Below are 22,636 nucleotides of genomic sequence, written 5' to 3' on the forward strand. Positions count from 1 at the left end.
CCCGAAGGCGCCCGTTTCCGTTTGAGCTGACAGCTCAGATATTGTCCGGCTGCGGCATGCCCAGAACGTGATAGCCGCAATCGACCATGATCACATCGCCCGTGGTGCAGGCGCCATATTCCGAGCACAGATAAACAGCGGTGCCGCCAATGCTCTCAAGCGTGGCATTCGCGCGCATCGGGCTGTTTGACTCGGTATGGCGGAAGGTCTTGCGCGCCCCCCCGATGGCCGCGCCCGCAAGCGTTTTCATCGGCCCGGGCGAGATCGCGTTGACGCGGATGCCCTGCGGGCCGAGGTCGTTGGCAAGGTAGCGCACGGCGCTTTCGAGCGCCGCTTTCGCCACGCCCATCACGTTGTAAAACGGCGTCACCCGGTTCGAGCCGCCATAGGTGAGCGTGATCAGCGCGCCGCCCTCGGGCATCAGCTCTGCCGCGCGGCGCGCCACGTCGATGAAGCTGAAGCAGGAGATCGCAAGCGAGTTCTTGAAGTTCTCGCGCGAGGTGTTGATGAACCGCCCCGTCAGCTCGGTCTTGTCGGAATAGGCGATGGCATGAACGACGAAATCGAGCCTGCCCCATTCGTCCTTGAGCCGCGCGAAGGCCGCCTCCATCGAGGCATCGTCATTCACGTCGACATCGACGAGGAGCGTGGAGCCGACCGAGGCCGCGAGCGGCTCCACGCGCTTGCCAAACGCCTCCCCCTGATAGGAAAACGCCAGCTCTGCCCCTTCGGCCGCGAGCGCCGAGGCAATGCCCCAGGCGATCGAGCGCTCATTGGCAACCCCCATGACAAGCCCGCGCTTGCCCTTCATCAAATCCGCCATCGGTGCCCTTCAAGCTCAGTCGCGATAGGTGCTCATCACCAGCGAGGCATTGGTGCCCCCGAACCCGAAGCTGTTCGAAAGCACGGAGTCGAATTCGACATTCTCGCGCGTTTCGGTGCAGATTTCTTCGGGGCGGATCGCCGGGTCCAGCTCGGTCACATTGGCCGAACCGGTGATGAATTTGCCCTGCATCATCAGCAGGCAATAGATCGTTTCATGCACGCCGGTGGCGCCGAGCGAGTGGCCGGTGAGCGATTTCGTCGAGGAAATCGGCGGCACATTGCCCTCACCAAAGAGGCGGCGCACGGCCTCCACCTCGGTCACGTCGCCCGCGACGGTCGAGGTGCCATGGGCGTTGATATAGGAGACCTTGCGGCCCTCGGGCAGCGTGCTCACCGCCAGACCCATCGAGCGCTCGCCACCCTCGCCCGAGGGGGCGACCATGTCATAGCCATCCGAGGTGGCACCATAGCCGGTGACCTCGGCGTAAATCTTCGCGCCGCGCGCCTTGGCGTGCTCAAGCTCTTCGAGCACCACCACGCCGCCGCCGCCGGCGATGACAAAGCCGTCGCGCGTCACGTCAAAGGCGCGGCTCGCGGTGGTCGGCGTGTCGTTGTATTTCGACGACATCGCGCCCATCGCGTCGAACAGGCACGAGAGCGTCCAGTCCAGTTCTTCGCCGCCGCCGGCAAAGACCACGTCCTGCTTGCCCATCTGGATCTGCTCGACGCCATTGCCGATGCAATGCGCCGAGGTCGAGCAGGCGGAGGTGATCGAATAGTTCACGCCCTTGATCTTGAACGGCGTCGCCAGGCAGGCCGAGTTGGTGGACGACATGCAGCGCGTGACCATGAACGGGCCCATGCGCTTGGGGCTGCCCTTTTGCACGACGATCTGATGCGCTTCGAAGAAATTCGAGGTCGAGGGGCCGCCCGAGCCCATGATCAGCCCGGTGCGCGGGTTCGACACGTCGCTTTCTTCCAGCCCCGAATCGGCAATCGCCTGCTGCATGGCCAGGAAGTTGTACGCCGCGCCGCGCCCCATGAAACGCAGGTTGCGCTTGTCGATATGGTCCTCAAGCACGATCTGCGGCAGGCCATGCACCTGACTGCGGAAGCCGCGTTCGGCATATTCGGGAGCGAAAACGATGCCCGAGCGCCCTGTGCGCAGGCTGGCCGAGACTTCCTCGGCGTTGTTGCCGATGGGCGAGACGATGCCCAGGCCGGTAATGACGACGCGCCGCATGGGGGCCTCCTGTCGGTTGGGTCAGCTCTCGGAGAGCGCGACCTTCATGTCCTTGACCACATAGATCACTTCACCATCGGCCTCGACGATACCATCGGCAACGCCCATCGTCAGCCGCCGGGTTTGCAGCGCCTTGGTGAAATCGACCTTGTAGGTCAGCATTTTGCGGTCCGGGCGGACCATGCCGGTGAGCTTCACCTCGCCCACGCCGAGCGCATAGCCGCGCCCTTGCCAGCCGCGCCAGCCAAGGTTGAACCCGGTGAGCTGCCACAGGCCATCAAGGCCAAGGCAGCCGGGCATGATCGGGTTGCCGGGGAAGTGGCAGTCAAAAAACCACAGCTCGGGGGTGATGTCGAATTCCGCGACCACATGGCCCTTGCCATGCAAGCCCCCGTCGGCCGAAATATCGGTGATGCGATCCATCATCAGCATCGGCGGCGCCGGCAGCTGGGCATTGCCCGGCCCGAACAGCTCGCCGCGCGCGCATTTGAGCAGATCTTCCTTGCCGAAGCTCGTCGGATAGGCTGACATCGGCTTTCCCCCTTCTTGAGTTCCTTCCCTCTAACACCGCCCAAGCTTGACGCGCAAGGGCCGCCCCCCTAAAGCGGGTGCGTCAGAATTCCATTGAATTTATGGCCAGCCTTGACTTATATTAGTTCCAGAGAGACGAAGGTTCGTGACGATGAAAACGATTGCTCAGGAACGCGGCCTCAGATGGCTCAATGCCGGGGGCTTGCGGCCAACCCGTCAGAGAATGTCGCTTGCCGCGCTGCTGGTGGGCGACGGACACAACCGCCATGTGACGGCGGAAGGGCTCTATGCCTCTGCGCTTGAATGCGGAGAGAAAGTCTCTCTGGCCACGGTGTACAACACGCTGCGCGCGTTTTGCGAAGCCGGGATCATGCATGAGATCACCGTTGACGCCGGGCGCAGCTATTTTGACACCCGGATGGATGATCACCCGCATTTCTTCTGGGAAGAAGAAAACCGGATCTCCGACGCGCCGAATGAAGAGCTGGAGCTGGTGCGGGTGCCGAAAGCGCCCGAGGGCACGGAAGTGAGCCGCGTTGATGTGGTGATCCGGCTGCGCAAGATCTGAGCGCGCAAGATCTGACTGCGCAAAGTCTCTGCCTGCACAAGATCTGAGTGCAGAGCACCGCAAAGAGGACCAGCCGGGGGACCACCTCCGGCTTTTTCTTTGGCCAAAGCACAGGACTGTCGCGTCGGCAGGGCCGACGCGACCCGGCGGGGGGCTGCCGCCCCCCGCACCCCCTGCTGTTCCAGGGGGCCGGGCCCCCTGGACCCCCAAGGCGGCGAAGATCAGACCCCAGGCATCGCCCCCCCCGCCCGGAGACAGGCACGGGAGCGACCATGAAAAAGGCGCCCCGGAGGGCGCCTTGAAAACCCAGGCTTGCGCCGGATCACTCCTTGGCGCGTTCCACATAGGCGTTGTCGGCGGTGTTGATGATGATCTTGGTGCCCACCCCGATATGCGGCGGCACCATCACGCGGATGCCCCCGGTGCATTGCGCGGGCTTGTAGGAGGAAGAGGCGGTTTGCCCCTTCACCACCGGCTCGGTCTCCTCGACCTCGACCGTCACCTTCTGCGGCAGCTCGATCGAGAGCGCCACGCCTTCGTGCAGCAAAAGCCAGACCCGAATCCCGTCGCGCAGGTGCACCTTGGCATCGCCCACCACATCTTCCCCGACGGCGACCTGCTCATAGGTCTGCGGGTTCATGAAGTGGAAGCCTTCGCTGTCTTCATAGAGGAAGTCGAACTCTTCCTCGTCGACATGCGCCTTTTCCACGCTGTCGACGGTGCGCCAGCGTTCTTGCACCTTCACACCGTCGGAAATGCGCCGCATCTCGACCTGAGTCACCGAGTTTCCCTTGCCGGGGTGGATGTTCTCGGCGTTGATGACGACATGCAGGACCCCGTTGAGGTCGATCACGTTGCCCTTGCGGATCGAGGAAGCGATCACTTTTGCCATTCTTGCGGTCCCTTGAATACGATCGTGAGCAGGCTCTAGCGCCCGGATGGCGAAGCGCCTAAACCAGATCCGTCACGATTTCCAGCAAAAAGCCCTGAACATGCGCCAAACCCCCTGGTGGAGCCCCGAACGTCACGCCGACCGCCGACCGGCGCTTTTGGCCCGCGCCCGCATCCAATCGGCGCTGCGGCGCTGGCTTGAGGGCGCGGGCTTTCTGGAAGTCGACCCGGTGGCGCTGCAAGTCAGCCCCGGCAATGAGGCGCATTTGCACGCCTTTGCCACCGAAGCGATCGGCAATGACGGGCAGCCGCATCCGATGTATCTGCACACATCGCCTGAATTCGCGATGAAAAAGCTGCTCACCGCAGGCGAGACGCGGATTGCCGCCTTTGCCCATGTCTGGCGCAACCGCGAGCGCGGGCCGCTCCACAGCCCCGAGTTCACCATGCTCGAATGGTATCGCGTGGGCGAGGATTATACCGTGCTGATGCAGGATTGCGCGGCGATGCTCGCGCTTGCGGCGAAAGCGGCGGGAAGCCGGATACTGCGGTTTCGGGAGAGTGAATGCGATCCTTTTGCCGAGCCGGAGCGGCTTTCGGTCGCGGAGGCTTTCGCGCGCCATGCCGGAATCGACCTTCTGGCGACCTGCGGCCGTGGCGGAGAGACCGATGCCGAGGGCTTGCGCGCGCAGTGCCGGGCGACCGGGCTCGCCGTGAGCGATGACGAGAGCTGGTCGCTCATGCTCTCGAAAGTGCTCGTGGCCCGGGTGGAGCCGCATCTGGGCCATGGCCGCCCGACGATCCTTGACCGATACCCGCTCGCCGAGGCGGCCCTCGCCCGCCCGGCCCCCGATGACGCCCGCGTTGCGGAGCGGTTCGAGCTTTATGCCTGCGGGGTCGAGCTGGCGAACGGCTTTGGCGAATTGACCGATGCCGTGACCCAGCGCGCCCGCTTTATGGCCGAGATGGCGGAGAAGGCGGCAATTTATGGCGAGCGCTATCCGCTCGACGAGGATTTTCTCGCCGCCCTCGCGCAGATGCCGGCGGCCTCCGGCATCGCATTGGGCTTTGACCGGCTCGTGATGCTCGCCACGGCGGCGCCGCGGATTGACGATGTGATCTGGACCCCGGTCAGCGATCAGATCGCGTAAGACGAAAGCACCTCCAAGGGCACCACCTCGAGCGTGCGTTTGTGCGTGCATTCGAGCACCACCTGCGGCGCGCAGCCTTCGTCATGCGCCTCAAGAAACCGGCCCGCGCAGAGGCACCAGCGCTCGCCGGGCTTGAGGCCCGGAAAGGCAAAATCCGGGCGCGGCGTGGTGAGGTCATTGCCGATATAGCGCGACCAGGCGAGAAACTCGGCGGTCAGCACCACGCAAACCGTGTGCAGCCCGTGATCTTCCCAACAGGTGTTGCAGGCGCCATCACGAAAGAACCCGGTCATCGGCGACACCGAACAGGGCTGGAGCGCGCCGCCGAGCACATTGACAGACGTGTCTTTTTTCATCGCCTCACCCCTCGGGCCGCGCCATGCGCCGCAACAGCGCCAGATTGGCATCCTCAACGCCATCCGCGTCAAACCCCCGGTCGGCCGCATTGACGGCAATCACCACCTGCGCCGCGGGGTTGACGTAAATATACTGCCCATAGATGCCGCGCGCCATGTAATCATGGCCATGTGCGGCGCTGTCTTTGGGCACCCACCATTGGAAACCGTAGCCGGCCCCATCGGCGGCCTGATGCGAGGTTGAGGCGGCGACCCAGGCCGCAGGCACGATCTGGCGCCCGTTCCATGCCCCCTGTTGCAGCATCATCTGGCCGATGCGGGCATAATCGCGGGTGCGCATGTTGAGCCCGCCCAGCACGAAGCCCGTGCCCTCCCCGTCGGTCAGCATCTCGGGAGAGGCCTCAAAGCCCATCGGCTGAATGATGCGCTCCTCCATCAAATCGACCGGGTCACGCCCGGTCGCCCCCGCGATCACCATGCCCAGAACATGCGTGTCGATGGAAACATAATGCATATGCGTTCCGGGTTCGGTGGCCCGCGCCTTGAGCGAGGCGGCAAAGCCGTCCATCGAGCCGCCGAGCGCCAGCACCCGGCCCATCCGGTTGATGTCGCTTGAAAAATCCATGTAATCCTCGTTGAAGGCAACGCCGGAGGACATGGTGAGCACATCGCGGAGCGTTGCCCCCTCATAGGCCGAACCTTGCAGGGTCGGCGCGTATTCGGTCACCTGACGGTCCAGATCGTGGATCGTGCCCTCTTCGTAAAGCGTGCCAAACAGCGCCGAGAGAACCGATTTTGCCATCGACCAGGAGATCCGCAGATCCTCCGGCCCGGTGCCCAGATAATAGCTCTCATGCACAATCGCGCCTGCGCGCATCATCACCAGCGCGGTCACATGGCGCGCGGTGATCCACGCCTGCACCTCGGGGGAGAGCGCCTCCGGGGCCCCCATCGGCAGCGCAGAGACCGGCCCGGCCCCCCGGTCAAGCACGCGGAAATGAAAGAGCAGGTCCATATGCGAGAAATTCGCCACGATCCGCTCTTCGGAAAAGAGCGCGTTGACCGCCATCAACCGGGAGATCTCCTCGCGCTTGATCAGCGCGAAAACGCCCGCAACAAGCAACAGGACGAAGAGAGCTCGCCCCAAAATCCGCAAGACCCGTCGCATCCGCCCCTCCCCCGTTGCGCGATTGTCAAAACAACCACGCCGCCTGCGCCGGGGCAAGATCCGGGGCAGAGCGCACCGGGTTGCCGCAGCGTCAGACGGGAGTAGTGAGCCGGATTCCGGCCGTTAGATCAGTAGATGTAGCGAATTTGATCGGACCAGTAACGCTCCATCCGGCGCAGGGTGCGATTCATCTCGTCCATCGCGTCGAGCGTGATCACCTTGCGATCATCCATGCCCTTGGCATGGCGCTCAAACAGCGCCGTGACGGCTGTGCGCAGATCCACGCCCTTCGGCGTCAGCTTCACCCGCACCGAGCGGCGGTCGATTTCGCAGCGTTGATGGTGCATGTAGCCGGTCTCGACCAGCTTCTTGAGATTGTAGCTCACATTGGAGCCCTGGTAATAGCCGCGGCTCTTCAGCTCGCCCGCGGTCACCTCGTTCTCGCCGATATTGAACAGCAGAAGGGCCTGAACGGGGTTAATCTCGAGGATGCCCAACCGTTCGAACTCATCCTTGATCACGTCGAGAAGCAGCCGGTGCAGTCTTTCGACCAGCGACAGGCTGTCGAGGTAGCACGCCATCATGCCGTGGGGAGCACCCTCGTCAGCCGGGGGTGCCATCATCGGGGTTTGAAACGTCATTCCTTACTCCGCAATCCTCGCTTCCTTGAGGCAAATTGACGGAAAAACCCGAAGATAGAGTTAAGCAAACCCGACCAAAGCGATCTCTCGTCGGATTTGCTGAAATTTCATGACGTTTTTGCGCCATGACGGTTGCGGGCAAAGCTGCCGATCCGGTCAAGGATCTCAACATAATGTGGCGGGCAAGGCAGTGCCCCCGAAATCCAGGGGTAAAGATCCTGATCGTTCTCTTCGAGCAGCCGGTCGTAGAGATCGAGTGTGACAGAATCGAGGTGCTCAAGCTCGGTATCGGCCCAAGGGCCGAGAATCAGGTCCATCTCGCGGATGCCGCGCCGCCAGCTGCGCATCCGCATCCGTCTGAGCCGCGCGTCGGGCGTTTCGGTTTGGGGGGTGGTGTCGGTCATCGCACGTCCCTTCTGTGCCGTTTTTCTTTGCCTTGCACTCCCGCCCCGCCACGTCAAGCCCGGCGCGGCGATGACAGGGCGGTGAGCCTCGCCGAAAGCGCCCTGACACCGCTTGAAGGCTTGTGCGCGCGCGCGTAAGGGACAGGAAGTTCAGCCACAGGAGCCCCGTCATGGCCTTTTTGTCCGATACGCTTGCGCGCGTGAAACCTTCGCCCACCATCGCGGTGACGAACAAGGCGCGGGAGCTCAAGGAGGCCGGGCGCGATGTGATCGGCCTTGGCGCGGGCGAGCCGGATTTCGACACGCCCGAAAACATCAAGGCGGCCGCGGTGGCGGCGATTGCCGCGGGCAAAACGAAATACACCGCCGTTGACGGTATCCCCGAGCTGAAAAAGGCAATCTGCGCCAAGTTCGCGCGCGAAAACGGGCTGAACTATGCGCCCAATCAGATCACGGTTGGCACTGGCGGCAAGCAGGTGCTTTACAATGCGCTCGTGGCCACGCTGAACCCGGGCGACGAGGTGCTCATCCCCGCGCCCTATTGGGTGAGCTACCCCGACATGGTGCTGCTTGCGGGCGGCACGCCGGTTTTTGTCGAGGGCAAGATGGAGGCGGGCTACAAGATCACCGCCGCCGATCTGGAAGCCGCGATCACCCCGAAAACCAAATGGTTCATCTTCAACTCGCCCTCCAACCCCTCGGGTGCGGCCTATGGGCGCGACGAGCTGAAGGCGATCACCGATGTGCTGATGCGCCATCCCCATGTCTGGGTGATGTCGGATGACATGTATGAGCACCTCGTGTTCGGCGGCTTCGAATTTGTCACCCCCGCGCAGGTCGAGCCGGGCCTTTACGACCGCACGCTGACCTGCAACGGCGTCTCCAAGGCCTATGCGATGACCGGCTGGCGGATCGGCTATGCGGGCGGGCCGGAGGCGCTGATCAAGGCGATCGGCAAGGTGCAGTCGCAATCCACCTCCAACCCCTGCTCGATCAGCCAATATGCCGCCGTTGAGGCGCTGAACGGGCCGCAGGACTACATCGGCGAGAGCCGCGTGGCGTTTGAGCGCCGCCGCGACCTCGTGGTGGCCGCGCTCAACGCCTGCCCCGGCATCACCTGCCCGACGCCCGAGGGCGCGTTCTACGTCTATCCCTCGATCGCCGGGCTGATCGGCAAAACCTCGAAAGCGGGCGTGACGATCACCGATGACGAGGTTTTCGCCAATGCGCTGCTTGAGGAAGCGGGCGTTGCGGTGGTGTTTGGCGCGGCCTTCGGGCTTTCGCCCGCGTTCCGCATCAGCTACGCTACCTCTGATGCCGCCCTGACCGAGGCTTGCGCGCGCATCAAGGCCTTCTGCGAAGGGCTGAAATAAGGGCAAGATGGAGGAGGCGCGCGCCCGAGCGCGCCCCGGGAGAACTGGATGGCTGGCGATCTGCCGGAATATTATTTCCGGATCCGCGAGAATGGCGCGGCCGTGTTCAAGGTGGATACCGAGAACCGGCAACGCCGCATCGAGATGGATCAGATTGCCATCGTCAATATCCGCAATGGCGAGGTCAAGCCGCAGGGGGAGCGCAAGCTTTCCCCCGCGGATCTGCACGAGATCGAAGCCTGGATGGCAAAGCGGGCGGCGCAGCTCTCCGCCCGCGAGGTCGATGACATCTTGCGCACCGTCGATCATCTCAACCTGACAACGCATTGGGCACAGTCCAAGGCCACCGGCGCGCAACTCGACGAGGTGACCGATGCGCTGCTCTTGGCGATGCATGACCTGCGCTCGGTGCTGGTGCGCAAAAAGGCCGAGCGGCTTTTGAGCGCCCCGGCGGGGGACAACACCGAAGCGTGATGGTGCAACCGTGCCCCCGCGCTTGTGCGGCGGTGTGGCGCGGGATTATGATACATTCTGCTAGATGAATGTGTATTTCCGGATCGGAGCCGCCATGCCGCATGTCCTCATTCTCGGATCGGGCTTTGCCGCCCTCACCGCGGCGCGGGCGTTGCGCAAGCGCGGCGTGACCGCCGAGATCACCCTCGTCTCGCCGCGCGATACGCTCCATTACCTGCCCTCGACGATCTGGATCCCGGCAGGGCTGCGCACCGGCGAAGGGCTGAAGCTGCCGCTCGCCAATTTCTTTGCCCGCCACAAGCTGCGCCACATCAAGGCCTCGGTAACGACGATGTCGGGCGCAAACCGCAGCGTGACGCTGGACACCGGCGCGGTGCTCCGCGCCGATCATATCGTGATCGCCACTGGTGGACGGTTTTTGCGCAAGCTGCCGGGGATCGAGAATGCGATCATCCCCTGCGAGGGGATCGACGCCGCCGAGCGGATCACCGCGGGGCTGCAAAAGCTTGAGGGGGGCACCATCGCCATTGGCATGGCGGCCAACCCGGCCGAGCCCGGTGCGATCCGCGGCGGGCCGATGTTTGAATATCTGTTCATCCTCGATACGCTCCTGCGCCGTCAGGGCCGGCGCGAGAAGTTTGAACTGGTGTTCTTTTCCCCCTCCAAGCGCCCCGGACAGCGGCTCGGTGAAAAGGCCGTGGACGGGGTGCTTGCGGCCATGGCGCGGCGGGGCATTTCCACCCATCTTGGCCACAAGATGGTGCGGATCGCGCCTGACAAGGTGGTGACGGAAGGGGGCGAGATTGCCGCCGATCTGATCTTGTTTCAGCCCGGCATGACAGGTCTTCAATGGTTCGAGGGCACCGATCTGCCGCTCAGCCCCGGCAAGATGATCGAGGGCGATGCGCTGTGCCGCGTGCCGGGCTTTGAGGGGATCTGGGTGGCGGGCGACGCGGGCTCCTATCCGGGGCCGGAATGGCTGCCCAAACAGGCGCATCAGGCCGATTTGCAGGCGCAGGCCGTGGCCGCCAATATTGCCGCCGCGCTTGCGGGCAAGCCGCCGCGCACCGAATTCGTGCCCGAACTCATCTGCATCATGGACAGCCTCGACAAGGGGATGATCGTGTTCCGCCGGGGCAATATCAACCTTGTGCTGCCCGCGATGCGACCGCTCCACTGGCTCAAGCGGGCGTTCGAGACCCACTATCTGAGGGCGTTCCGGTAACGAGCCAGGGCCCGCGCCAGAACCGCAAGATCAGCGTGATGCCAACACAGGCAAGGCCGAGCACGAGGCCAAGCCAGAGCCCCACCCCGCCGAGCCCGAGCGGAAAGGCGAGCACGTAGCTCGTTGGCACGCCGATCAGCCAGTAGGAGATTGTTGCCACCACCATCGGCACGCGGGTGTCATGCACGCCGCGCAAGAGCCCGAGCGCCATCACCTGCGCCGCATCAAAGAGCTGAAAGAGCGCCGCAACCGCAAGAAGCCGCGCGCCAAAGGCGAGAATCGCGGGGGCCATCGGGTCGGAATTGTCGATGAAAAGGCTCACCAGCCGATGCGGCATGCCAAGGAAAACGATGATCGTCAGCGCCGCGAAGACGAGCGAGAGGATCAGCGCCGCCTTCGCCCCGGATCTGAGCCGCGCCACGTCGCCCGCGCCATAAGCGTGGCCGGCCCGCACCGTCGCGGCATTCGAGATCCCCATGTGGATCATGAAGGTGAGCGAGGCGAGTTCGAGCGCGATCCCGTGCGCGGCAAGCTCGGTGGTGCCGATCCAGCCCATCATCAGCGCCGAGGCCTGAAACAGCCCCGCCTCCGAGAGATGGGTGAGCCCGGCGGGCAGGCCAAGGCGCAAAACTGCCCAGAGCGCCTCCCAGTCCGGCCGCCAGAAACGCGCGAACAGCTCGACCTGGCGCAGGCCGCGCGCCCGGGCCGCATAAAGCGCAAGCAAGAGCGCCGAGGACAATTGCACCAGCACCGAGGCGAGTGCCGCCCCGCGCACGCCCATTTCCGGCGCGCCGAAATGGCCGAAGATGAAGGACCAGTTGCCGAGCACATTGAGCGCCACGCCCAGAAGCGTCACCCACATCACCAGATGCGCGCGCTCTTGCGCACTCAGATAGGCGCGCAGGCAAGCCACGATCAGCGCGGGCACAAGCCCCCACATGGCGATGCTCAGATAGTCCTGCGCCAGTGCCGCAAGCGCGGGGTCTTGCCCAAGCGCCAGCAGAATCGGCTCGGCGGCGGCCATGATCGGCATCACGGCCAGGCCGTAGCCGATCGCGATCCAGAGCCCCATGCGCGCATCGCGGCGCAGTTGCACCGCATCGCCGCGCCCGATCGCCGTCGAGATCCGGCCCATCAGCGCATAGGAAAAGCCCGATCCGAGGATAAAAAGGAAAAAGAAGAACGAGGAGCCCAGCACCACCGCGGCGAGTTCGGGCACGCCATACCAGCCGAGCATGATCGTGTCGGAGACATGCAGCAGCATCTGTGCGACGTTCGAGCCCACCATCGGCAGGCCGAGCCACAGCGTTGCAACAAGATTGGCGGCGAGGCCAGAAGGCTGCGCCGCCGGGGATTTGACTGTCTGGTTCATGGCCGGACGCTAGCTGAGGCCCGTGTGTCCGTCCAGTGTCCTCAGGAGCGGGGGCGCCGACCGGTGATCATGGGCGTCACAAGGTCTTCGCGCTTCCAGACCTTGTAAAAGCCGATCGCGCCCACATGCAGCGCGACAAGCACAAGGATCACCGGCGCCAAAAACTTGTGGAGGTCCAGCATCCATCCGCTGACATCCTCCGACACAAGGTCTGAGAACGGCCCGAACACGAAATCATCAAAGCTGGCGCTGAAAAGCCCGGAGCCGACCTGCAGCGCGAGCACCGCGAGCATCACCACCACGGACCAGCCGCCCATCGGGTTGTGGCCATGGGTGTGGCTGGGCTTGCGCGAAAACAGCGTGAGCGCATAGCGCAACACCGGCCCCGGCCCGGTGACAAAATTGGCAAAACGCGCCGTTTTGGGGCCGATCAGCCCCCACAACAGGCGCACCACCAAAAGCCCGCCAATGGCATATCCGAGCCAGAAATGCAGCGTCATGATCGAGGGGCCGAACTCGCCCAGGAGCCACGCGCCCACAACACACACAAACAGGGCCCAATGAAAGACCCGCACCAGCGGATCCCAGATCGGAGTGTTCGGGGCGGAAGTCTCGGTCATATCGGTCATCGGGCGTCCTTTCAGCATCAAGGTCCGGGGCGAGGGTCTCCCCCCGCCCCGCATCACGTTGATCAGTCTTCTTCGCGGTAATCGTCGTGGCAGGCCTTGCAGGTGCCGCCGAGGCCCTTGAGCCCGGCCCCGAAGGCCGCGGCATCGCCCGCGTTGGCAGCGGCAATCACCACCGCAGCGGCTTCATGCATGGCTTTGCCCTTGGCGCCGAAATCGTCCATATTGGTCCAGATCGAAGCCTTGGCTTCGCTCTCGCCGGGGAAATCGGTGCTCGAGGTGCCGGGCGCAAAAAGCGGACCCATGTCGGTGGTGAGCAGCGTTTCGAGCTTCGCGGCTTCGGCTTTGGCGGCCTCGGCGTCAAAGTTTTTCGCCACGCCGGCCATCGCCTTCATCGAGCCGCCGAGCGCCTTGAAGAAGTCTTGACGGGCTTTCACGGTTTCCATGCCATCGGCGAAAGCCGCAGTGCCGAGAACCATCGCCGCAACCGGCAGGGTGAGAAGAATTTTACGCATGCATATCTCCTAGGAAGATCTGGGGTCGGTGAGATCGTGAACGTGAGTAGCCGCTTTACGCACGATTACTGCCGTTCCGTCTATGAGATAGGGAATGAAATGTCTGTGACAGCGTCACAGGCCGCTTTTGGGCTGCGGCATCAGCGCGCAGCTCCGGGCGCCTCGGACGGTTTTCGGGCGATGAAGTCGATCAGCGCCGCCGCCCCCACATGGCCCGCGCCTTCGCTCAGAGCGGCCTCGTAGTCGGCCTGATGGGCGACCTCCCATCCGGGGAAGGCCGCGCGCAGCTCATCGAGCGTCCAGAGCTGCTCCGCGACCGGCGGCCCGCCCGAGGAACGCCCCAATTGACGGCGCGAAAAGCCGTGCAAAAACAAATACCCGCCGGGTTTGAGCGCCTGCGCCATGCCGCGAAACATCGCCTGTCGCAGCGGCGGCGGCGCAAACTGGATGAAGACGCCGAAGATCGCATCATGCGCCTCGACCGGCCAGATATACCGCGCAAGATCCGCCTGTTCCACGGCGACGGTCAAGCCCCGCGCGCAGGCCAGTTCCTGCGCCTTGGCGAGCGCCACGGCCGAGCCGTCGAGCGCATGAACGCACAGCCCCTGTGCGGCCAGCCACACAGCATTGCGCCCCTCGCCCTCGGCCACGGAGAGCACGGAACTGCCCCGGGCCAAGCGCCAGGCCTGCGCGCGCACGAACGCCGACGGTTCGGTGCCGTAGTAGTATTCCGCCCCCGAAAAGCGCTCGTCCCAGCTCATGCGATCCCCCCGCGTATCGAGGGCAAAATCGCCGCAACGGCGCGACGATTCAAGCTGCACTTCGCTTGCGCGTTTCAACCCGCCGTTGCGGGCGGCCCCGACCGGGGCGCCTTTGCGCGCGGCTGGCGGCGCGCTTCGGGGTGCTGCGCGGCGCCCAAAATATGCTCGGCCGAATGGACCACATGGCGCGCATGGCCAACGATCAACGGATCGGGCGGAGTGACGATGGAAAGATCCTTGTCGGGATAGTCGAGCGACGACAGGAAATGCCGCATGCAGTTAAGCCGCGCGCGTTTCTTGTCATTCGACTTGATGATCACCCAGGGCGCATCGGCGGTGTCGGTGTAAAAGAACATCGCCTCCTTCGCCTCGGTGTAATCCTCCCATTTGTCGAGCGACGCCATGTCGATGGGCGAGAGCTTCCAGCGTTTGAGCGGATCTGTCGCGCGCTCGGTGAAGCGGCGGCGTTGTTCCTCTCGGGTAACAGAGAACCAGTATTTGAAAAGCCGGATGCCGGAGCGCACCAGCATGCGCTCGAACTCGGGGGCCTGACGCATGAATTCAAGGTATTCGGTCGGCGTGCAAAAGCCCATCACCCGCTCAACACCGGCGCGATTATACCAGCTGCGGTCATAGAAAACCATTTCGCCCGCGGTGGGCAGCCAGCGGATATAGCGCTGGAAATACCATTGGCCGCGCTCTTCATCCGAGGGTTTGTTGAGCGCGACAACGCGCGCGAAGCGCGGGTTCAGGTGTTCGGTATAGCGCTTGATCGTGCCGCCCTTGCCCGCCGCATCGCGGCCTTCGAACAGGATCACGAATTTCTCGCCCGTCTCCTGCGCCCAAAGCTGCACCTTGAGAAGCTCGGCCTGAAGCTTCGCTTTTTCCTTCTCATAGGTGGCGCGCGCCATCCGGTGCGGATAGGGGTATTTGCCGCTCTCGAAAGCGGTGCGGATCGCGTTCGGATCGAGGGAGGGGAAGGCCTGCGGGCCGTGCAGCGCCCCCTCGCCCGGGGCGGGTTCGGGCTCGACAGGCAGGGCCGTGGCGGTTTGTTCTGCCGTGACTTCGGCGCCAGTGACCGCCGTTTCCGGCTCGGCGCCTGTGGCCACATTTTCCGGCTCGGCGGGGCGCGTCGGCACGCCGGTTTGATCTTCCATCTCGTCCTCCCTGATCGTTGCCCCCGTGCTGCCACAGTTTGGTGAACGGCACCTTGATACGGGTCAATTCGTCGCCTTGACCTGCGGGGCGGACGAAGGCGGGAGATCCGCCGCGCCCACCCTTCCTTTCACGGCGCGCATCGGGCAGGATGGCGGCGCAGCAGCGGTTCCGGGAGGGAACAGATCATGATCACGCTTTACGGCATGTATCGCTCACGTGCGACGCGCAACATCTGGGCCTTGATGGAGCTTGGCCTCGCCTGGACGCTGAAGCCGGTCATTCAGGCCTACCGGCTCGAAGCACAGGGGATCGCGCCCACCCACCCGGAGGCGCCCTTCAACACCCGGTCGCCCGATTTTCTGAAGCTCTCGCCCGCGGGGGCGATCCCGGTGATGGAGGATGGCGGGCTCGTGCTTTCGGAATCACTCGCCATCAACCTCTATCTCGCGCGCAAGGCGGGCGGCCCGCTTGCACCCAAGGATCTGCGCGAGGACGCGCTGATGGTGCAATGGGCGCTTTACGGCGCCACAGCCATCGAGGAGGCGGCGCTCGACATCTCCCAGGCCTATGCCCGGGGCGATGCGGCGAGCGAAACGGGCGAAGCGCGGATCATCGCCGCCTGCGCCCGGCTGCAACGCCCCTTCAAGGCGCTGGAGACGCATCTGGCCGCGCATAGCCACATGGTCGGCGGGCGCTTCACGATCGCGGATATCAACATGGCGGAAGTGGTGCGCTATGCGCAGCCGCATGCCGCGCTTATGGCGGATTTTCCGAGGCTGAGTGGCTGGCTGGAGCTCTGCCAGTCGCGGCCCGCCTTCCGCGAGATGTGGGAAACCCGCGCAGCCGAGCCCGTGTGAGCGGGATCTTTCGCTTCGGCCAGGCCGAAGCGACCCCGGCGGGGGCTCCGCCCCCGCACCCCCGGGATATTTAAACAAAGTCGAAGTGGAATGTTCTGCCCTGTGGGGCCAGACAGCGGGCCGGTTGCCCCGCAGCTTGGCCCCCTTTCTCCTTGCAGAAATATCCTGGGGGGTCCGGGGGGCGAAGCCCCCCGGCGGGTCGCCTCGGCTCTGCCGAGGCGAAAACACTCTTGAAAAACAAGAACCGCCCGAGACAACCCGGGCGGCCCTGCGCCAAAAGCGCAATTGTCCTTCCCGCGGCGGCCATGCCACCGCCGGAGATCAGCTTCAGTCGTCCAGCGTGCCTTCGATGCGACGGCGATCTTCCTGCAGCTCAAACCACATCGCGTTGATCACCCCGAACATCACTGCCACCGGCAGACCCAGAAGCCAGGCAAAATACCACATCGTTCAGACCTCTCAGTAAGCGTTCGGGTTGGAGGAAACCTCTTCCGGCGTGACCTTGCCCCAGAGCACCTTGTAGACCCAGGAAGTGTAGGCAAGGATCATCGGCAGGAAGATGATCGTGCAGACCAGCATGATGAACAGCGTCATATGCGAAGACGAGCTGTCCCAGACCGTCAGCGAGGCATCGGGGTTGAGCGAGGAGGGCAGGATGAAGGGGAACATCGTCAGACCCACGGTCGAGATGATGCCGAAGATCCCCACCTTGCCCGCCACCACCGACCAACCGCTCCAGAGCCGCATCAGCAGCACCTGACCGGCAAGCCCCACCACGCCCATGATCGGCGCGATGATGATCCAGGGCCGCGTCGCGTAAGCGTCGATCCACGAGCCGCCGCGCACGACCTCGCTCAGAAGCGGGTTCGACGGGCCGAAATGGTCGGGCTCGGACACGTAGCGGTAACCCTCGATGCCAAAGGCAAGCCAGACACCGGCGAGCAGGAAGCAGGCAATGGCCAGAAGCCCCGCATAGGTGCCGATCCGGCGCGCGCGCGCCTGCACCGCGCCTTCGGTTTTCAGCACCAGCCAGGAGGCGCCGTGGCTGACATGCATCGCAAGCGAGACCACACCGACAAACAGCGCAAACGGGTTCAGAAGGCCCAGAAGCTTGAGCAGGAAGTTGCCCGGATAGATCGCCATCATGTTGTCTTGCAGCGAGAACGGCACGCCTTGCAGCACGTTGCCCACCGCCACGCCAAAGATCAGCGCCGGCACCGCGCCGCCGATGACAAGTGCCCAGTCCCAACGGGTGCGCCAGGCAAAGCCTTCCCGCTTGTTGCGATATTTGAAGCCGACGGGGCGCAGGATCAGCGAGGCCAGCACGATGAACATCGCCAGATAGAATCCCGAGAAACTGACCGCATAAAGGATCGGCCAGGCGGCAAAGATCGCCCCGCCGCCGAGGATCAGCCAGACCTGATTGCCCTCCCAGACCGGGCCGACGGTGTTGATCACCACGCGCCGCTCGGTATCGCTTTTGCCCACGAAAGGAATGAGCGCGGCCACGCCCATGTCAAAGCCGTCGGTAGCGGCAAGGCCGATGAGCAGCACGCCCAGAAGCACCCACCAGATCACGCGCAGGGTTTCGTAACTCAGCAGTTCATGCAAAATCATGATCTTACTCCGCAGGTTGGGGGGCAATCGGGGCGTGGCGCGCGTTCCAGGCGGCAACCGCCTCGACATCATGCACCGGCCCTTTGCGGATCGCCGCGAGCATCAGCTTCATCTCGATGATCAAAAGCGTGGTGTAGAGCGCAACAAAGCCGCCCAACGTCACCGCGAGATCAAAGACCGAGAGATGCGAGGCCGAGAGCGCGGTGGGCAAGAGCCCGTCAACGGTCCAGGGCTGACGACCGAATTCGGCCACGAACCAGCCCATTTCGGCGGCAAGCCAGGGCATCGGGATAATCCAGACCGAAACCTTGAGCGCCCATTGCGGATAACGCCCGCCGCGGAAGTTGGTGGTCCAGAACATGTAGGTCAGCATCAGCAGCATGAAGAAGCCAAAGCCCACCATGAGCCGGAAGGTCCAGAACATCGGCAGCACGCCGGGCACGGTTTTCCAGGCTGCGGCTTCGATCTGCGCATCGGTCGCGGTCAGCGGATCTTCGACCATCGACGAGAGCAGCAGCGCGTAGCCCAGATCGCCCGAATGCTCCTCGAAGGTCGCTTTCACATCGGGGGTGACATCGCCTTTGGCCGCGCGGATTTGCAAGAGCGCCTCATAAGCGATGAGGCCGGAGCGGATGCGGCGCTCGGAGCCCTTCACCAGATCCTTGATGCCCGGCATCTCTTCGGTCAGCGAGCGGGTGCCGATCATCCCCATCACGAAGGGGATCTTGACCGCATATTTGGTCTCGCGCGCTTCCTGATCGGGGATGCCGAACAGGTTGAAGGAGGCGGGCGCCTTTTCCGTGTCCCACATGCCCTCGATCGCGGCGAGCTTCATTTTCTGGTTGTGGGTGGCTTCATAGCCCGACTCGTCGCCCAGCACGATCACCGAGAGCGAGGCGGCAAGGCCGAAGGCCGAGGCGATGGCGATGGAGCGGCGCGCCAGCTCGACATGACGGCCCCGCAGCAGATACCAGGAGGACACACCGACGACAAAGATCGAGGCCGTCACATAGCCCGCCGAAACGGTGTGGACGAATTTCGCCTGCGCCACCGGGTTGAAGAGCACGGCATAGAAGTCAACCAGCTCCATGCGCATGGTCATCGGGTTGAACTCCGCCCCGACCGGGTTTTGCATCCAGCCGTTGGCGATGAGAATCCAGAGCGCCGAGAAGTTCGAGCCGATCGCCACGCACCAGCCGACAAACATATGCGCGCGCGGGCGCAGCTTTTCCCAGCCGAAGAACCACAGCCCCACAAACGTGGCCTCGAGGAAGAAGGCCATCAGCCCCTCGATCGCCAGCGGCGCGCCAAAAATATCGCCCACGTAGTTGCTGTAATAGCTCCAGTTCATGCCGAACTGGAATTCCATCGTGATGCCGGTAGACACCCCGAGCACAAAGTTGATGCCGAAAAGCGTGCCCCAGAACTTCGTCATTTGCCGCCAGATCGGGCGACGGGTCATCACATAGACCGTCTCCATCGTGGCCAGCATGATCGACAGCCCGAGCGTCAGGGGCACGAAGAGGAAGTGGTACATAGCTGTCGCTGCGAATTGCAGGCGAGATAGCTCGACTAATCCGAACTCCATTGTTCTCTCCAACTGGTTCGCCGCCCAGTCCCGTGCAGGCGGTTCTTCGAGCTATGAACCCTGCGGCGGCCTGTCGCGCCTGCGCCGGCTGTCGCAGGTGGGCAAAATGTCCCACCTGAAAAAGTGACTACGATCAATTGCTTAGGTTGAGGGCAAAATTCGTGACTGCGTCACTTTCGGGAAGGAACCCCTTGAAAGGTCTTTGTTTTGTGTCGCTTGAAAGGCGTGAGCCGGGTTCAAAACGGCCAGAGCCCGGCGAAAAAAATGTTTCCGATGGCAATTTGTCGCAGCTCCCGAGGCGCATGCACGGGCGCAAAAGCCCGCGCACCGCGCCAGCAAAGCGCGATCACATCCAGGTGAGTCTCACGCCGAAGGGGCGTTCAATGCGCCTCGGCCCAGCTTGCGCCCTGCCCCGCGTCGACCACAAGCGGCACGGAAAGGCGCACAGCCGGATCGGCGGCCCCCTCCATCACGGCGCGCGCGGTGGCGATGAGCGGTTCGACCGCGCCCTCTTCCACCTCGAAAATCAGCTCGTCATGCACCTGCAGCAGCATCCGCGCGGGCAGCCCCGCAATCGCGCCGGGCATGCGGATCATCGCACGGCGGATCACATCGGCGGCGGCGCCCTGAATCGGCGCGTTGATCGCGGCGCGTTTGGCAAAGCCCGCCCCCGGCCCCTTGGCGTTGATTTCGGGCGTGTGGATCTTGCGGCCAAAGAGCGTTTGCACGAAGCCATGCTCCTTTGCAAAGGCAACGGTGCGCTCCATATAGGCGCGGATCCCCGGAAAGCGCTCGAAATAGCGGTCGATGAAGCCCTGCGCCTCGGCGCGCGGAATGCGCAGATTGCGCGCAAGGCCAAAGCCCGAAATGCCATAGATGACGCCGAAGTTGATCGCCTTCGCCTGACGGCGGATCATCGGGTCCATCCCCTCGACCGGCACGCCAAACATTTCCGACGCCGTCATCGCGTGAATGTCGATGCCCTGCCGGAACGCCTCCTTCATCTCGGGCAGGTCGGCGACATGGGCGAGGATGCGCAGCTCGATCTGGGAATAGTCGAGCGAAACGATCTTGTGCCCCGCGGGCGCAATGAAGGCCTCGCGGATGCGGCGCCCCTCGTCCGAGCGCACGGGGATGTTTTGCAGGTTCGGATCGGTCGAGGCGAGGCGACCGGTGTTGGCGCCGGCGATGCTGTAAGAGGTATGCACCCGCCCCGTATCGGGGTTGAGATGGGTTTGCAGCGCGTCTGTATAGGTCGATTTCAGCTTCGAGATCTGGCGCCAGTCGAGCACTTTGGCGGCAAGCGCCGCCGCCTCCTTGTGATCGTCCATCGTGGTGATGTCTTCAAGCACATCGGCGCCGGTGGCATAGGCGCCCGTCTTGCCCTTTTGCCCGCCCGGCACGCCCATGCCGTCAAACAGGATCTCACCCAACTGTTTGGGCGAGCCCACGTTGAAGGGCTGCCCGGCAAGGGTCTGGATTTCGTCTTCCAGCCCCGCCATGCGCTGCGCAAACACGTTCGACATCCGCGCGAGCACAGAGGTATCAACCTTCACGCCCGCCATTTCCATCTCGGCCAGCACCGGGACGAGCGGGCGTTCGAGCGTTTCGTAAACCGTCGTCACCTGCGCGCGGGACAGCTGCGGCTTGAAGGCGCGCCAGAGCCGCAGCGTGACATCGGCATCCTCGGCGGCATAGGGCGTGGCCTTGTCGAGCGGCACCTTGTCAAAGGTGATCTGCGCTTTGCCCGCGCCGATCAGCTCCTTGATCGGGATCGGGCGATGGCCGAGGTATTCCTCTGAAAGCGCATCCATGCCGTGACCGTGCAGCCCGGAAAAGAGCGCATAGCTCATCAGCATCGTATCGTCGAAAGGCGCGACGCGGATGCCGTGGCGGGCAAAGATCTTCCAGTCATATTTCATGTTCTGGCCGATCTTCAGAATCGCTTCATCCTCAAGCACGGGCTTGAGAAGCGCCAGCGCAGCCTCAAAATCCATCTGCCCTTCAACGCGCGCCGAACCGCCAAAGAGGTCATCGCCGCCCGCGGTGTGGCCCAGCGGGATGTAACAGGCCTTGCCTGGCGCGGTGGCAAGCGAAATGCCAACCAGGTCGGCGCGCATTTCATCCAGCGAGGTGGTCTCGGTATCCACGGCGAGCACGCCCTTGGCGCGCGCCTCGGCAAGCCAGGCCTCCAGCGTCTCGGCGTCGCGGATGGTGGCATAGGCGGCGGGGTCGATCGGCGCATCCGGCACCGCTTGCGGGTCAATGCGCGGCTGCGGCGCGGCGCCATCGGCCCATTTTGCGGCGGCACTATCGCCGCGGGCAACCTCGGTGGCAAGCGGCGCGGCCAGGCCGAACTTGTCCGCCACGCGTTTGGTGAGCGTGCGGAACTCCATCTGATTGAGGAAGTCCATCAGCGCTTGCGGATCGGGCTCCTTCACCTCGAGTGTTTCAAGCCCAAAGTCGAGCGGCACGGTATCGCAAAGCGTCACGAGCTGTTTCGAGACCCGGATCTGGTCGGCGAAATTGATCAGCGTCTCGCGCCGTTTGGGCTGCTTGATCTCGCCCGCGCGCGCGAGCAGCGTTTCCAGATCGCCGTAATCGGCAATGAGCTGGGCCGCGGTCTTGATCCCGATCCCCGGCGCGCCCGGCACGTTATCGACCGAATCGCCCGCGAGCGCCTGCACATCCACCACCTTCTCGGGGCGGACGCCAAATTTGGCCTCCACCTCTTCGGGGCCGATCGCGAGGTTCTTCATCGCGTCGAGCATGCTCACGCCATTGCCCACCAGCTGCATCAGATCCTTGTCGGAGGAGATGATGGTGACGCGCCCGCCCGCCTCGCGCGCCTGCCGCGCCAGCGTGGCGATGATGTCATCGGCCTCATAACCCTCGATCTCGAGACAGGCGAGGTTGAACGCCTTGGTCGCCGCGCGCGTAAGCGGGAATTGCGGGCGCAGATCCTCGGGCGCGGGGGGGCGGTTTTCCTTGTAGGCGGGGTAGATCTCGTTGCGGAAGGTCTTCGAGCTGTAATCGAAGATCACCGCGGCATGGGTCGGCGCATCCGCCCCCTTCGCCTCTTCGATATAGCGATAAATCATGTTGGCAAAGCCCGCGACAGCGCCCACCGGCAGCCCGTCGGATTTGCGCGTCAGCGGCGGCAGCGCGTGATAGGCGCGGAAGATGAAGGCCGATCCGTCGATCAGATGCAGATGGCAGCCCTTGCCGAAACTCATGGTCCTCTCCCCTCGCTTGCCGGTTTGTTGTGCCACAGCCGCCCGCGCCCCGGAAC

Annotated in this window: 23 protein-coding genes; 6 read left to right on the forward strand and 17 right to left on the reverse strand. The window is 63.9% G+C overall.

Features of this window, described 5'->3' with window-relative positions:
* Window positions 1-34: 34 nt before the first annotated feature.
* Genes ACFSM0_RS07430 through fabA form a run of 3 tightly spaced genes read right to left on the reverse strand, consistent with a single transcriptional unit; the run spans window position 35 to window position 2,599 of the window.
* Complete coding sequence (locus ACFSM0_RS07430) at window positions 35-823, reverse strand: enoyl-ACP reductase FabI (RefSeq protein WP_377388819.1); 789 nt, start codon at window positions 821-823, stop codon at window positions 35-37.
* Between the two features lie 15 nt (window positions 824-838).
* Window positions 839-2,068, reverse strand: a complete 1,230-nt coding sequence (fabB, locus tag ACFSM0_RS07435) for a beta-ketoacyl-ACP synthase I (RefSeq protein ID WP_377388821.1) — start codon at window positions 2,066-2,068, stop codon at window positions 839-841.
* A 21-nt stretch (window positions 2,069-2,089) separates the two neighbouring features.
* Entirely contained in the window at window positions 2,090-2,599 is a 510-nt protein-coding gene (gene fabA / locus ACFSM0_RS07440; RefSeq protein ID WP_377388823.1) for a bifunctional 3-hydroxydecanoyl-ACP dehydratase/trans-2-decenoyl-ACP isomerase, read from the reverse strand.
* Between the two features lie 151 nt (window positions 2,600-2,750).
* Here fabA and irrA point away from each other — a divergent pair, with 151 nt between their 5' ends.
* Entirely contained in the window at window positions 2,751-3,167 is a 417-nt protein-coding gene (gene irrA, locus ACFSM0_RS07445; protein ID WP_377388825.1) for an iron response transcriptional regulator IrrA, read from the forward strand.
* 322 nt (window positions 3,168-3,489) lie between these two features.
* On the opposite strand, the gene efp is transcribed toward irrA, so the two are convergent.
* The gene (efp, locus tag ACFSM0_RS07450) at window positions 3,490-4,059 is read right to left on the reverse strand and encodes an elongation factor P (protein ID WP_377388827.1); all 570 of its coding nucleotides are present in this window, start codon (window positions 4,057-4,059) and stop codon (window positions 3,490-3,492) included.
* 100 nt (window positions 4,060-4,159) lie between these two features.
* Between efp and epmA the strand changes: the two genes are divergently transcribed.
* Entirely contained in the window at window positions 4,160-5,209 is a 1,050-nt protein-coding gene (gene epmA / locus ACFSM0_RS07455; RefSeq protein WP_377388941.1) for an EF-P lysine aminoacylase EpmA, read from the forward strand.
* Here epmA and ACFSM0_RS07460 read toward each other — a convergent pair.
* The 4 genes from ACFSM0_RS07460 to ACFSM0_RS07475 form a co-directional block, all read right to left on the reverse strand.
* Window positions 5,197-5,565: a DUF2237 family protein gene (locus tag ACFSM0_RS07460; protein ID WP_377388829.1), complete on the reverse strand. Its 369-nt coding sequence runs from the start codon at window positions 5,563-5,565 to the stop codon at window positions 5,197-5,199. The two genes, epmA and ACFSM0_RS07460, sit on opposite strands and share 13 nt — an antisense overlap.
* Before the next feature lie 4 nt (window positions 5,566-5,569).
* Complete coding sequence (locus ACFSM0_RS07465) at window positions 5,570-6,733, reverse strand: serine hydrolase domain-containing protein (protein WP_377388831.1); 1,164 nt, start codon at window positions 6,731-6,733, stop codon at window positions 5,570-5,572.
* Window positions 6,734-6,861: 128 nt separating this feature from the next.
* Window positions 6,862-7,374 (reverse strand): MarR family winged helix-turn-helix transcriptional regulator, encoded by a 513-nt coding sequence (locus ACFSM0_RS07470; protein ID WP_377388833.1) that lies wholly within the window; start codon window positions 7,372-7,374, stop codon window positions 6,862-6,864.
* A 107-nt stretch (window positions 7,375-7,481) separates the two neighbouring features.
* Window positions 7,482-7,778 carry an FAD assembly factor SdhE gene (locus tag ACFSM0_RS07475; protein ID WP_377388835.1) on the reverse strand — a complete coding sequence of 99 codons (297 nt, stop codon included), beginning with the start codon at window positions 7,776-7,778 and terminating at the stop codon, window positions 7,482-7,484.
* Window positions 7,779-7,948: 170 nt separating this feature from the next.
* On the opposite strand from ACFSM0_RS07475, the gene ACFSM0_RS07480 reads away from it, so the two are divergent.
* The 3 genes from ACFSM0_RS07480 to ACFSM0_RS07490 all read left to right on the forward strand — a co-directional run bounded on the left by ACFSM0_RS07480 (window position 7,949) and on the right by ACFSM0_RS07490 (window position 10,850).
* A complete protein-coding gene (locus tag ACFSM0_RS07480; protein WP_377388837.1) occupies window positions 7,949-9,151 on the forward strand; it encodes a pyridoxal phosphate-dependent aminotransferase in 1,203 nt (400 codons plus the stop codon).
* A gap of 48 nt (window positions 9,152-9,199) precedes the next feature.
* Window positions 9,200-9,625: a hypothetical protein gene (locus ACFSM0_RS07485; protein ID WP_377388839.1), complete on the forward strand. Its 426-nt coding sequence runs from the start codon at window positions 9,200-9,202 to the stop codon at window positions 9,623-9,625.
* A gap of 94 nt (window positions 9,626-9,719) precedes the next feature.
* Window positions 9,720-10,850 carry an NAD(P)/FAD-dependent oxidoreductase gene (locus tag ACFSM0_RS07490; protein ID WP_377388841.1) on the forward strand — a complete coding sequence of 377 codons (1,131 nt, stop codon included), beginning with the start codon at window positions 9,720-9,722 and terminating at the stop codon, window positions 10,848-10,850.
* Here the strand turns inward: ACFSM0_RS07490 and ACFSM0_RS07495 are convergent.
* The 5 genes from ACFSM0_RS07495 to ppk2 all read right to left on the reverse strand — a co-directional run bounded on the left by ACFSM0_RS07495 (window position 10,807) and on the right by ppk2 (window position 15,281).
* Window positions 10,807-12,222, reverse strand: coding sequence for an MATE family efflux transporter (locus tag ACFSM0_RS07495; protein WP_377388843.1), 1,416 nt, complete (start codon window positions 12,220-12,222; stop codon window positions 10,807-10,809). The genes ACFSM0_RS07490 and ACFSM0_RS07495 overlap by 44 nt on opposite strands.
* A 41-nt stretch (window positions 12,223-12,263) precedes the next feature.
* Window positions 12,264-12,851 carry a cytochrome b/b6 domain-containing protein gene (locus ACFSM0_RS07500; RefSeq protein WP_377388845.1) on the reverse strand — a complete coding sequence of 196 codons (588 nt, stop codon included), beginning with the start codon at window positions 12,849-12,851 and terminating at the stop codon, window positions 12,264-12,266.
* 62 nt (window positions 12,852-12,913) lie between these two features.
* Window positions 12,914-13,363 (reverse strand): c-type cytochrome, encoded by a 450-nt coding sequence (locus ACFSM0_RS07505; protein ID WP_377388847.1) that lies wholly within the window; start codon window positions 13,361-13,363, stop codon window positions 12,914-12,916.
* Between the two features lie 140 nt (window positions 13,364-13,503).
* A complete protein-coding gene (locus ACFSM0_RS07510) occupies window positions 13,504-14,124 on the reverse strand; it encodes an SAM-dependent methyltransferase (protein WP_377388849.1) in 621 nt (206 codons plus the stop codon).
* A gap of 74 nt (window positions 14,125-14,198) precedes the next feature.
* A complete protein-coding gene (ppk2, locus tag ACFSM0_RS07515; RefSeq protein WP_377388851.1) occupies window positions 14,199-15,281 on the reverse strand; it encodes a polyphosphate kinase 2 in 1,083 nt (360 codons plus the stop codon).
* Between the two features lie 186 nt (window positions 15,282-15,467).
* On the opposite strand from ppk2, the gene ACFSM0_RS07520 reads away from it, so the two are divergent.
* A complete protein-coding gene (locus tag ACFSM0_RS07520) occupies window positions 15,468-16,139 on the forward strand; it encodes a glutathione S-transferase family protein (protein ID WP_377388853.1) in 672 nt (223 codons plus the stop codon).
* 327 nt (window positions 16,140-16,466) lie between these two features.
* Here the strand turns inward: ACFSM0_RS07520 and cydX are convergent, their stop codons facing one another.
* The 4 genes from cydX to polA all read right to left on the reverse strand — a co-directional run bounded on the left by cydX (window position 16,467) and on the right by polA (window position 22,580).
* Entirely contained in the window at window positions 16,467-16,586 is a 120-nt protein-coding gene (gene cydX / locus ACFSM0_RS07525) for a cytochrome bd-I oxidase subunit CydX (RefSeq protein WP_377388855.1), read from the reverse strand.
* A 12-nt stretch (window positions 16,587-16,598) separates the two neighbouring features.
* Complete coding sequence (gene cydB / locus ACFSM0_RS07530; protein ID WP_377388857.1) at window positions 16,599-17,756, reverse strand: cytochrome d ubiquinol oxidase subunit II; 1,158 nt, start codon at window positions 17,754-17,756, stop codon at window positions 16,599-16,601.
* Between the two features lie 4 nt (window positions 17,757-17,760).
* Entirely contained in the window at window positions 17,761-19,344 is a 1,584-nt protein-coding gene (locus ACFSM0_RS07535) for a cytochrome ubiquinol oxidase subunit I (protein ID WP_377388859.1), read from the reverse strand.
* 380 nt (window positions 19,345-19,724) lie between these two features.
* Complete coding sequence (polA, locus tag ACFSM0_RS07540) at window positions 19,725-22,580, reverse strand: DNA polymerase I (protein ID WP_377388861.1); 2,856 nt, start codon at window positions 22,578-22,580, stop codon at window positions 19,725-19,727.
* Window positions 22,581-22,636 lie beyond the last annotated feature (56 nt).

Origin of the sequence: Rhodobacter lacus, assembly GCF_042683065.1 — a bacterium.
GTDB lineage: Bacteria > Pseudomonadota > Alphaproteobacteria > Rhodobacterales > Rhodobacteraceae > Rhodobacter > Rhodobacter lacus.

Excerpts from the sequence above, each read along its gene's own strand:
- ACFSM0_RS07430 (WP_377388819.1), bottom strand. The coding sequence starts at position 823 with ATGGCGGATTTGATGAAGGGCAAGCGCGGGCTTGTCATGGGGGTTGCC.
- fabB (WP_377388821.1), bottom strand. The coding sequence starts at position 2,068 with ATGCGGCGCGTCGTCATTACCGGCCTGGGCATCGTCTCGCCCATCGGC.
- fabA (WP_377388823.1), bottom strand. The coding sequence starts at position 2,599 with ATGTCAGCCTATCCGACGAGCTTCGGCAAGGAAGATCTGCTCAAATGC.
- irrA (WP_377388825.1), top strand. The coding sequence starts at position 2,751 with ATGAAAACGATTGCTCAGGAACGCGGCCTCAGATGGCTCAATGCCGGG.
- efp (WP_377388827.1), bottom strand. The coding sequence starts at position 4,059 with ATGGCAAAAGTGATCGCTTCCTCGATCCGCAAGGGCAACGTGATCGAC.
- epmA (WP_377388941.1), top strand. The coding sequence starts at position 4,160 with ATGCGCCAAACCCCCTGGTGGAGCCCCGAACGTCACGCCGACCGCCGA.
- ACFSM0_RS07460 (WP_377388829.1), bottom strand. The coding sequence starts at position 5,565 with ATGAAAAAAGACACGTCTGTCAATGTGCTCGGCGGCGCGCTCCAGCCC.
- ACFSM0_RS07465 (WP_377388831.1), bottom strand. The coding sequence starts at position 6,733 with ATGCGACGGGTCTTGCGGATTTTGGGGCGAGCTCTCTTCGTCCTGTTG.
- ACFSM0_RS07470 (WP_377388833.1), bottom strand. The coding sequence starts at position 7,374 with ATGACGTTTCAAACCCCGATGATGGCACCCCCGGCTGACGAGGGTGCT.
- ACFSM0_RS07475 (WP_377388835.1), bottom strand. The coding sequence starts at position 7,778 with ATGACCGACACCACCCCCCAAACCGAAACGCCCGACGCGCGGCTCAGA.
- ACFSM0_RS07480 (WP_377388837.1), top strand. The coding sequence starts at position 7,949 with ATGGCCTTTTTGTCCGATACGCTTGCGCGCGTGAAACCTTCGCCCACC.
- ACFSM0_RS07485 (WP_377388839.1), top strand. The coding sequence starts at position 9,200 with ATGGCTGGCGATCTGCCGGAATATTATTTCCGGATCCGCGAGAATGGC.
- ACFSM0_RS07490 (WP_377388841.1), top strand. The coding sequence starts at position 9,720 with ATGCCGCATGTCCTCATTCTCGGATCGGGCTTTGCCGCCCTCACCGCG.
- ACFSM0_RS07495 (WP_377388843.1), bottom strand. The coding sequence starts at position 12,222 with ATGAACCAGACAGTCAAATCCCCGGCGGCGCAGCCTTCTGGCCTCGCC.
- ACFSM0_RS07500 (WP_377388845.1), bottom strand. The coding sequence starts at position 12,851 with ATGACCGATATGACCGAGACTTCCGCCCCGAACACTCCGATCTGGGAT.
- ACFSM0_RS07505 (WP_377388847.1), bottom strand. The coding sequence starts at position 13,363 with ATGCGTAAAATTCTTCTCACCCTGCCGGTTGCGGCGATGGTTCTCGGC.
- ACFSM0_RS07510 (WP_377388849.1), bottom strand. The coding sequence starts at position 14,124 with ATGAGCTGGGACGAGCGCTTTTCGGGGGCGGAATACTACTACGGCACC.
- ppk2 (WP_377388851.1), bottom strand. The coding sequence starts at position 15,281 with ATGGAAGATCAAACCGGCGTGCCGACGCGCCCCGCCGAGCCGGAAAAT.
- ACFSM0_RS07520 (WP_377388853.1), top strand. The coding sequence starts at position 15,468 with ATGATCACGCTTTACGGCATGTATCGCTCACGTGCGACGCGCAACATC.
- cydX (WP_377388855.1), bottom strand. The coding sequence starts at position 16,586 with ATGTGGTATTTTGCCTGGCTTCTGGGTCTGCCGGTGGCAGTGATGTTC.
- cydB (WP_377388857.1), bottom strand. The coding sequence starts at position 17,756 with ATGATTTTGCATGAACTGCTGAGTTACGAAACCCTGCGCGTGATCTGG.
- ACFSM0_RS07535 (WP_377388859.1), bottom strand. The coding sequence starts at position 19,344 with ATGGAGTTCGGATTAGTCGAGCTATCTCGCCTGCAATTCGCAGCGACA.
- polA (WP_377388861.1), bottom strand. The coding sequence starts at position 22,580 with ATGAGTTTCGGCAAGGGCTGCCATCTGCATCTGATCGACGGATCGGCC.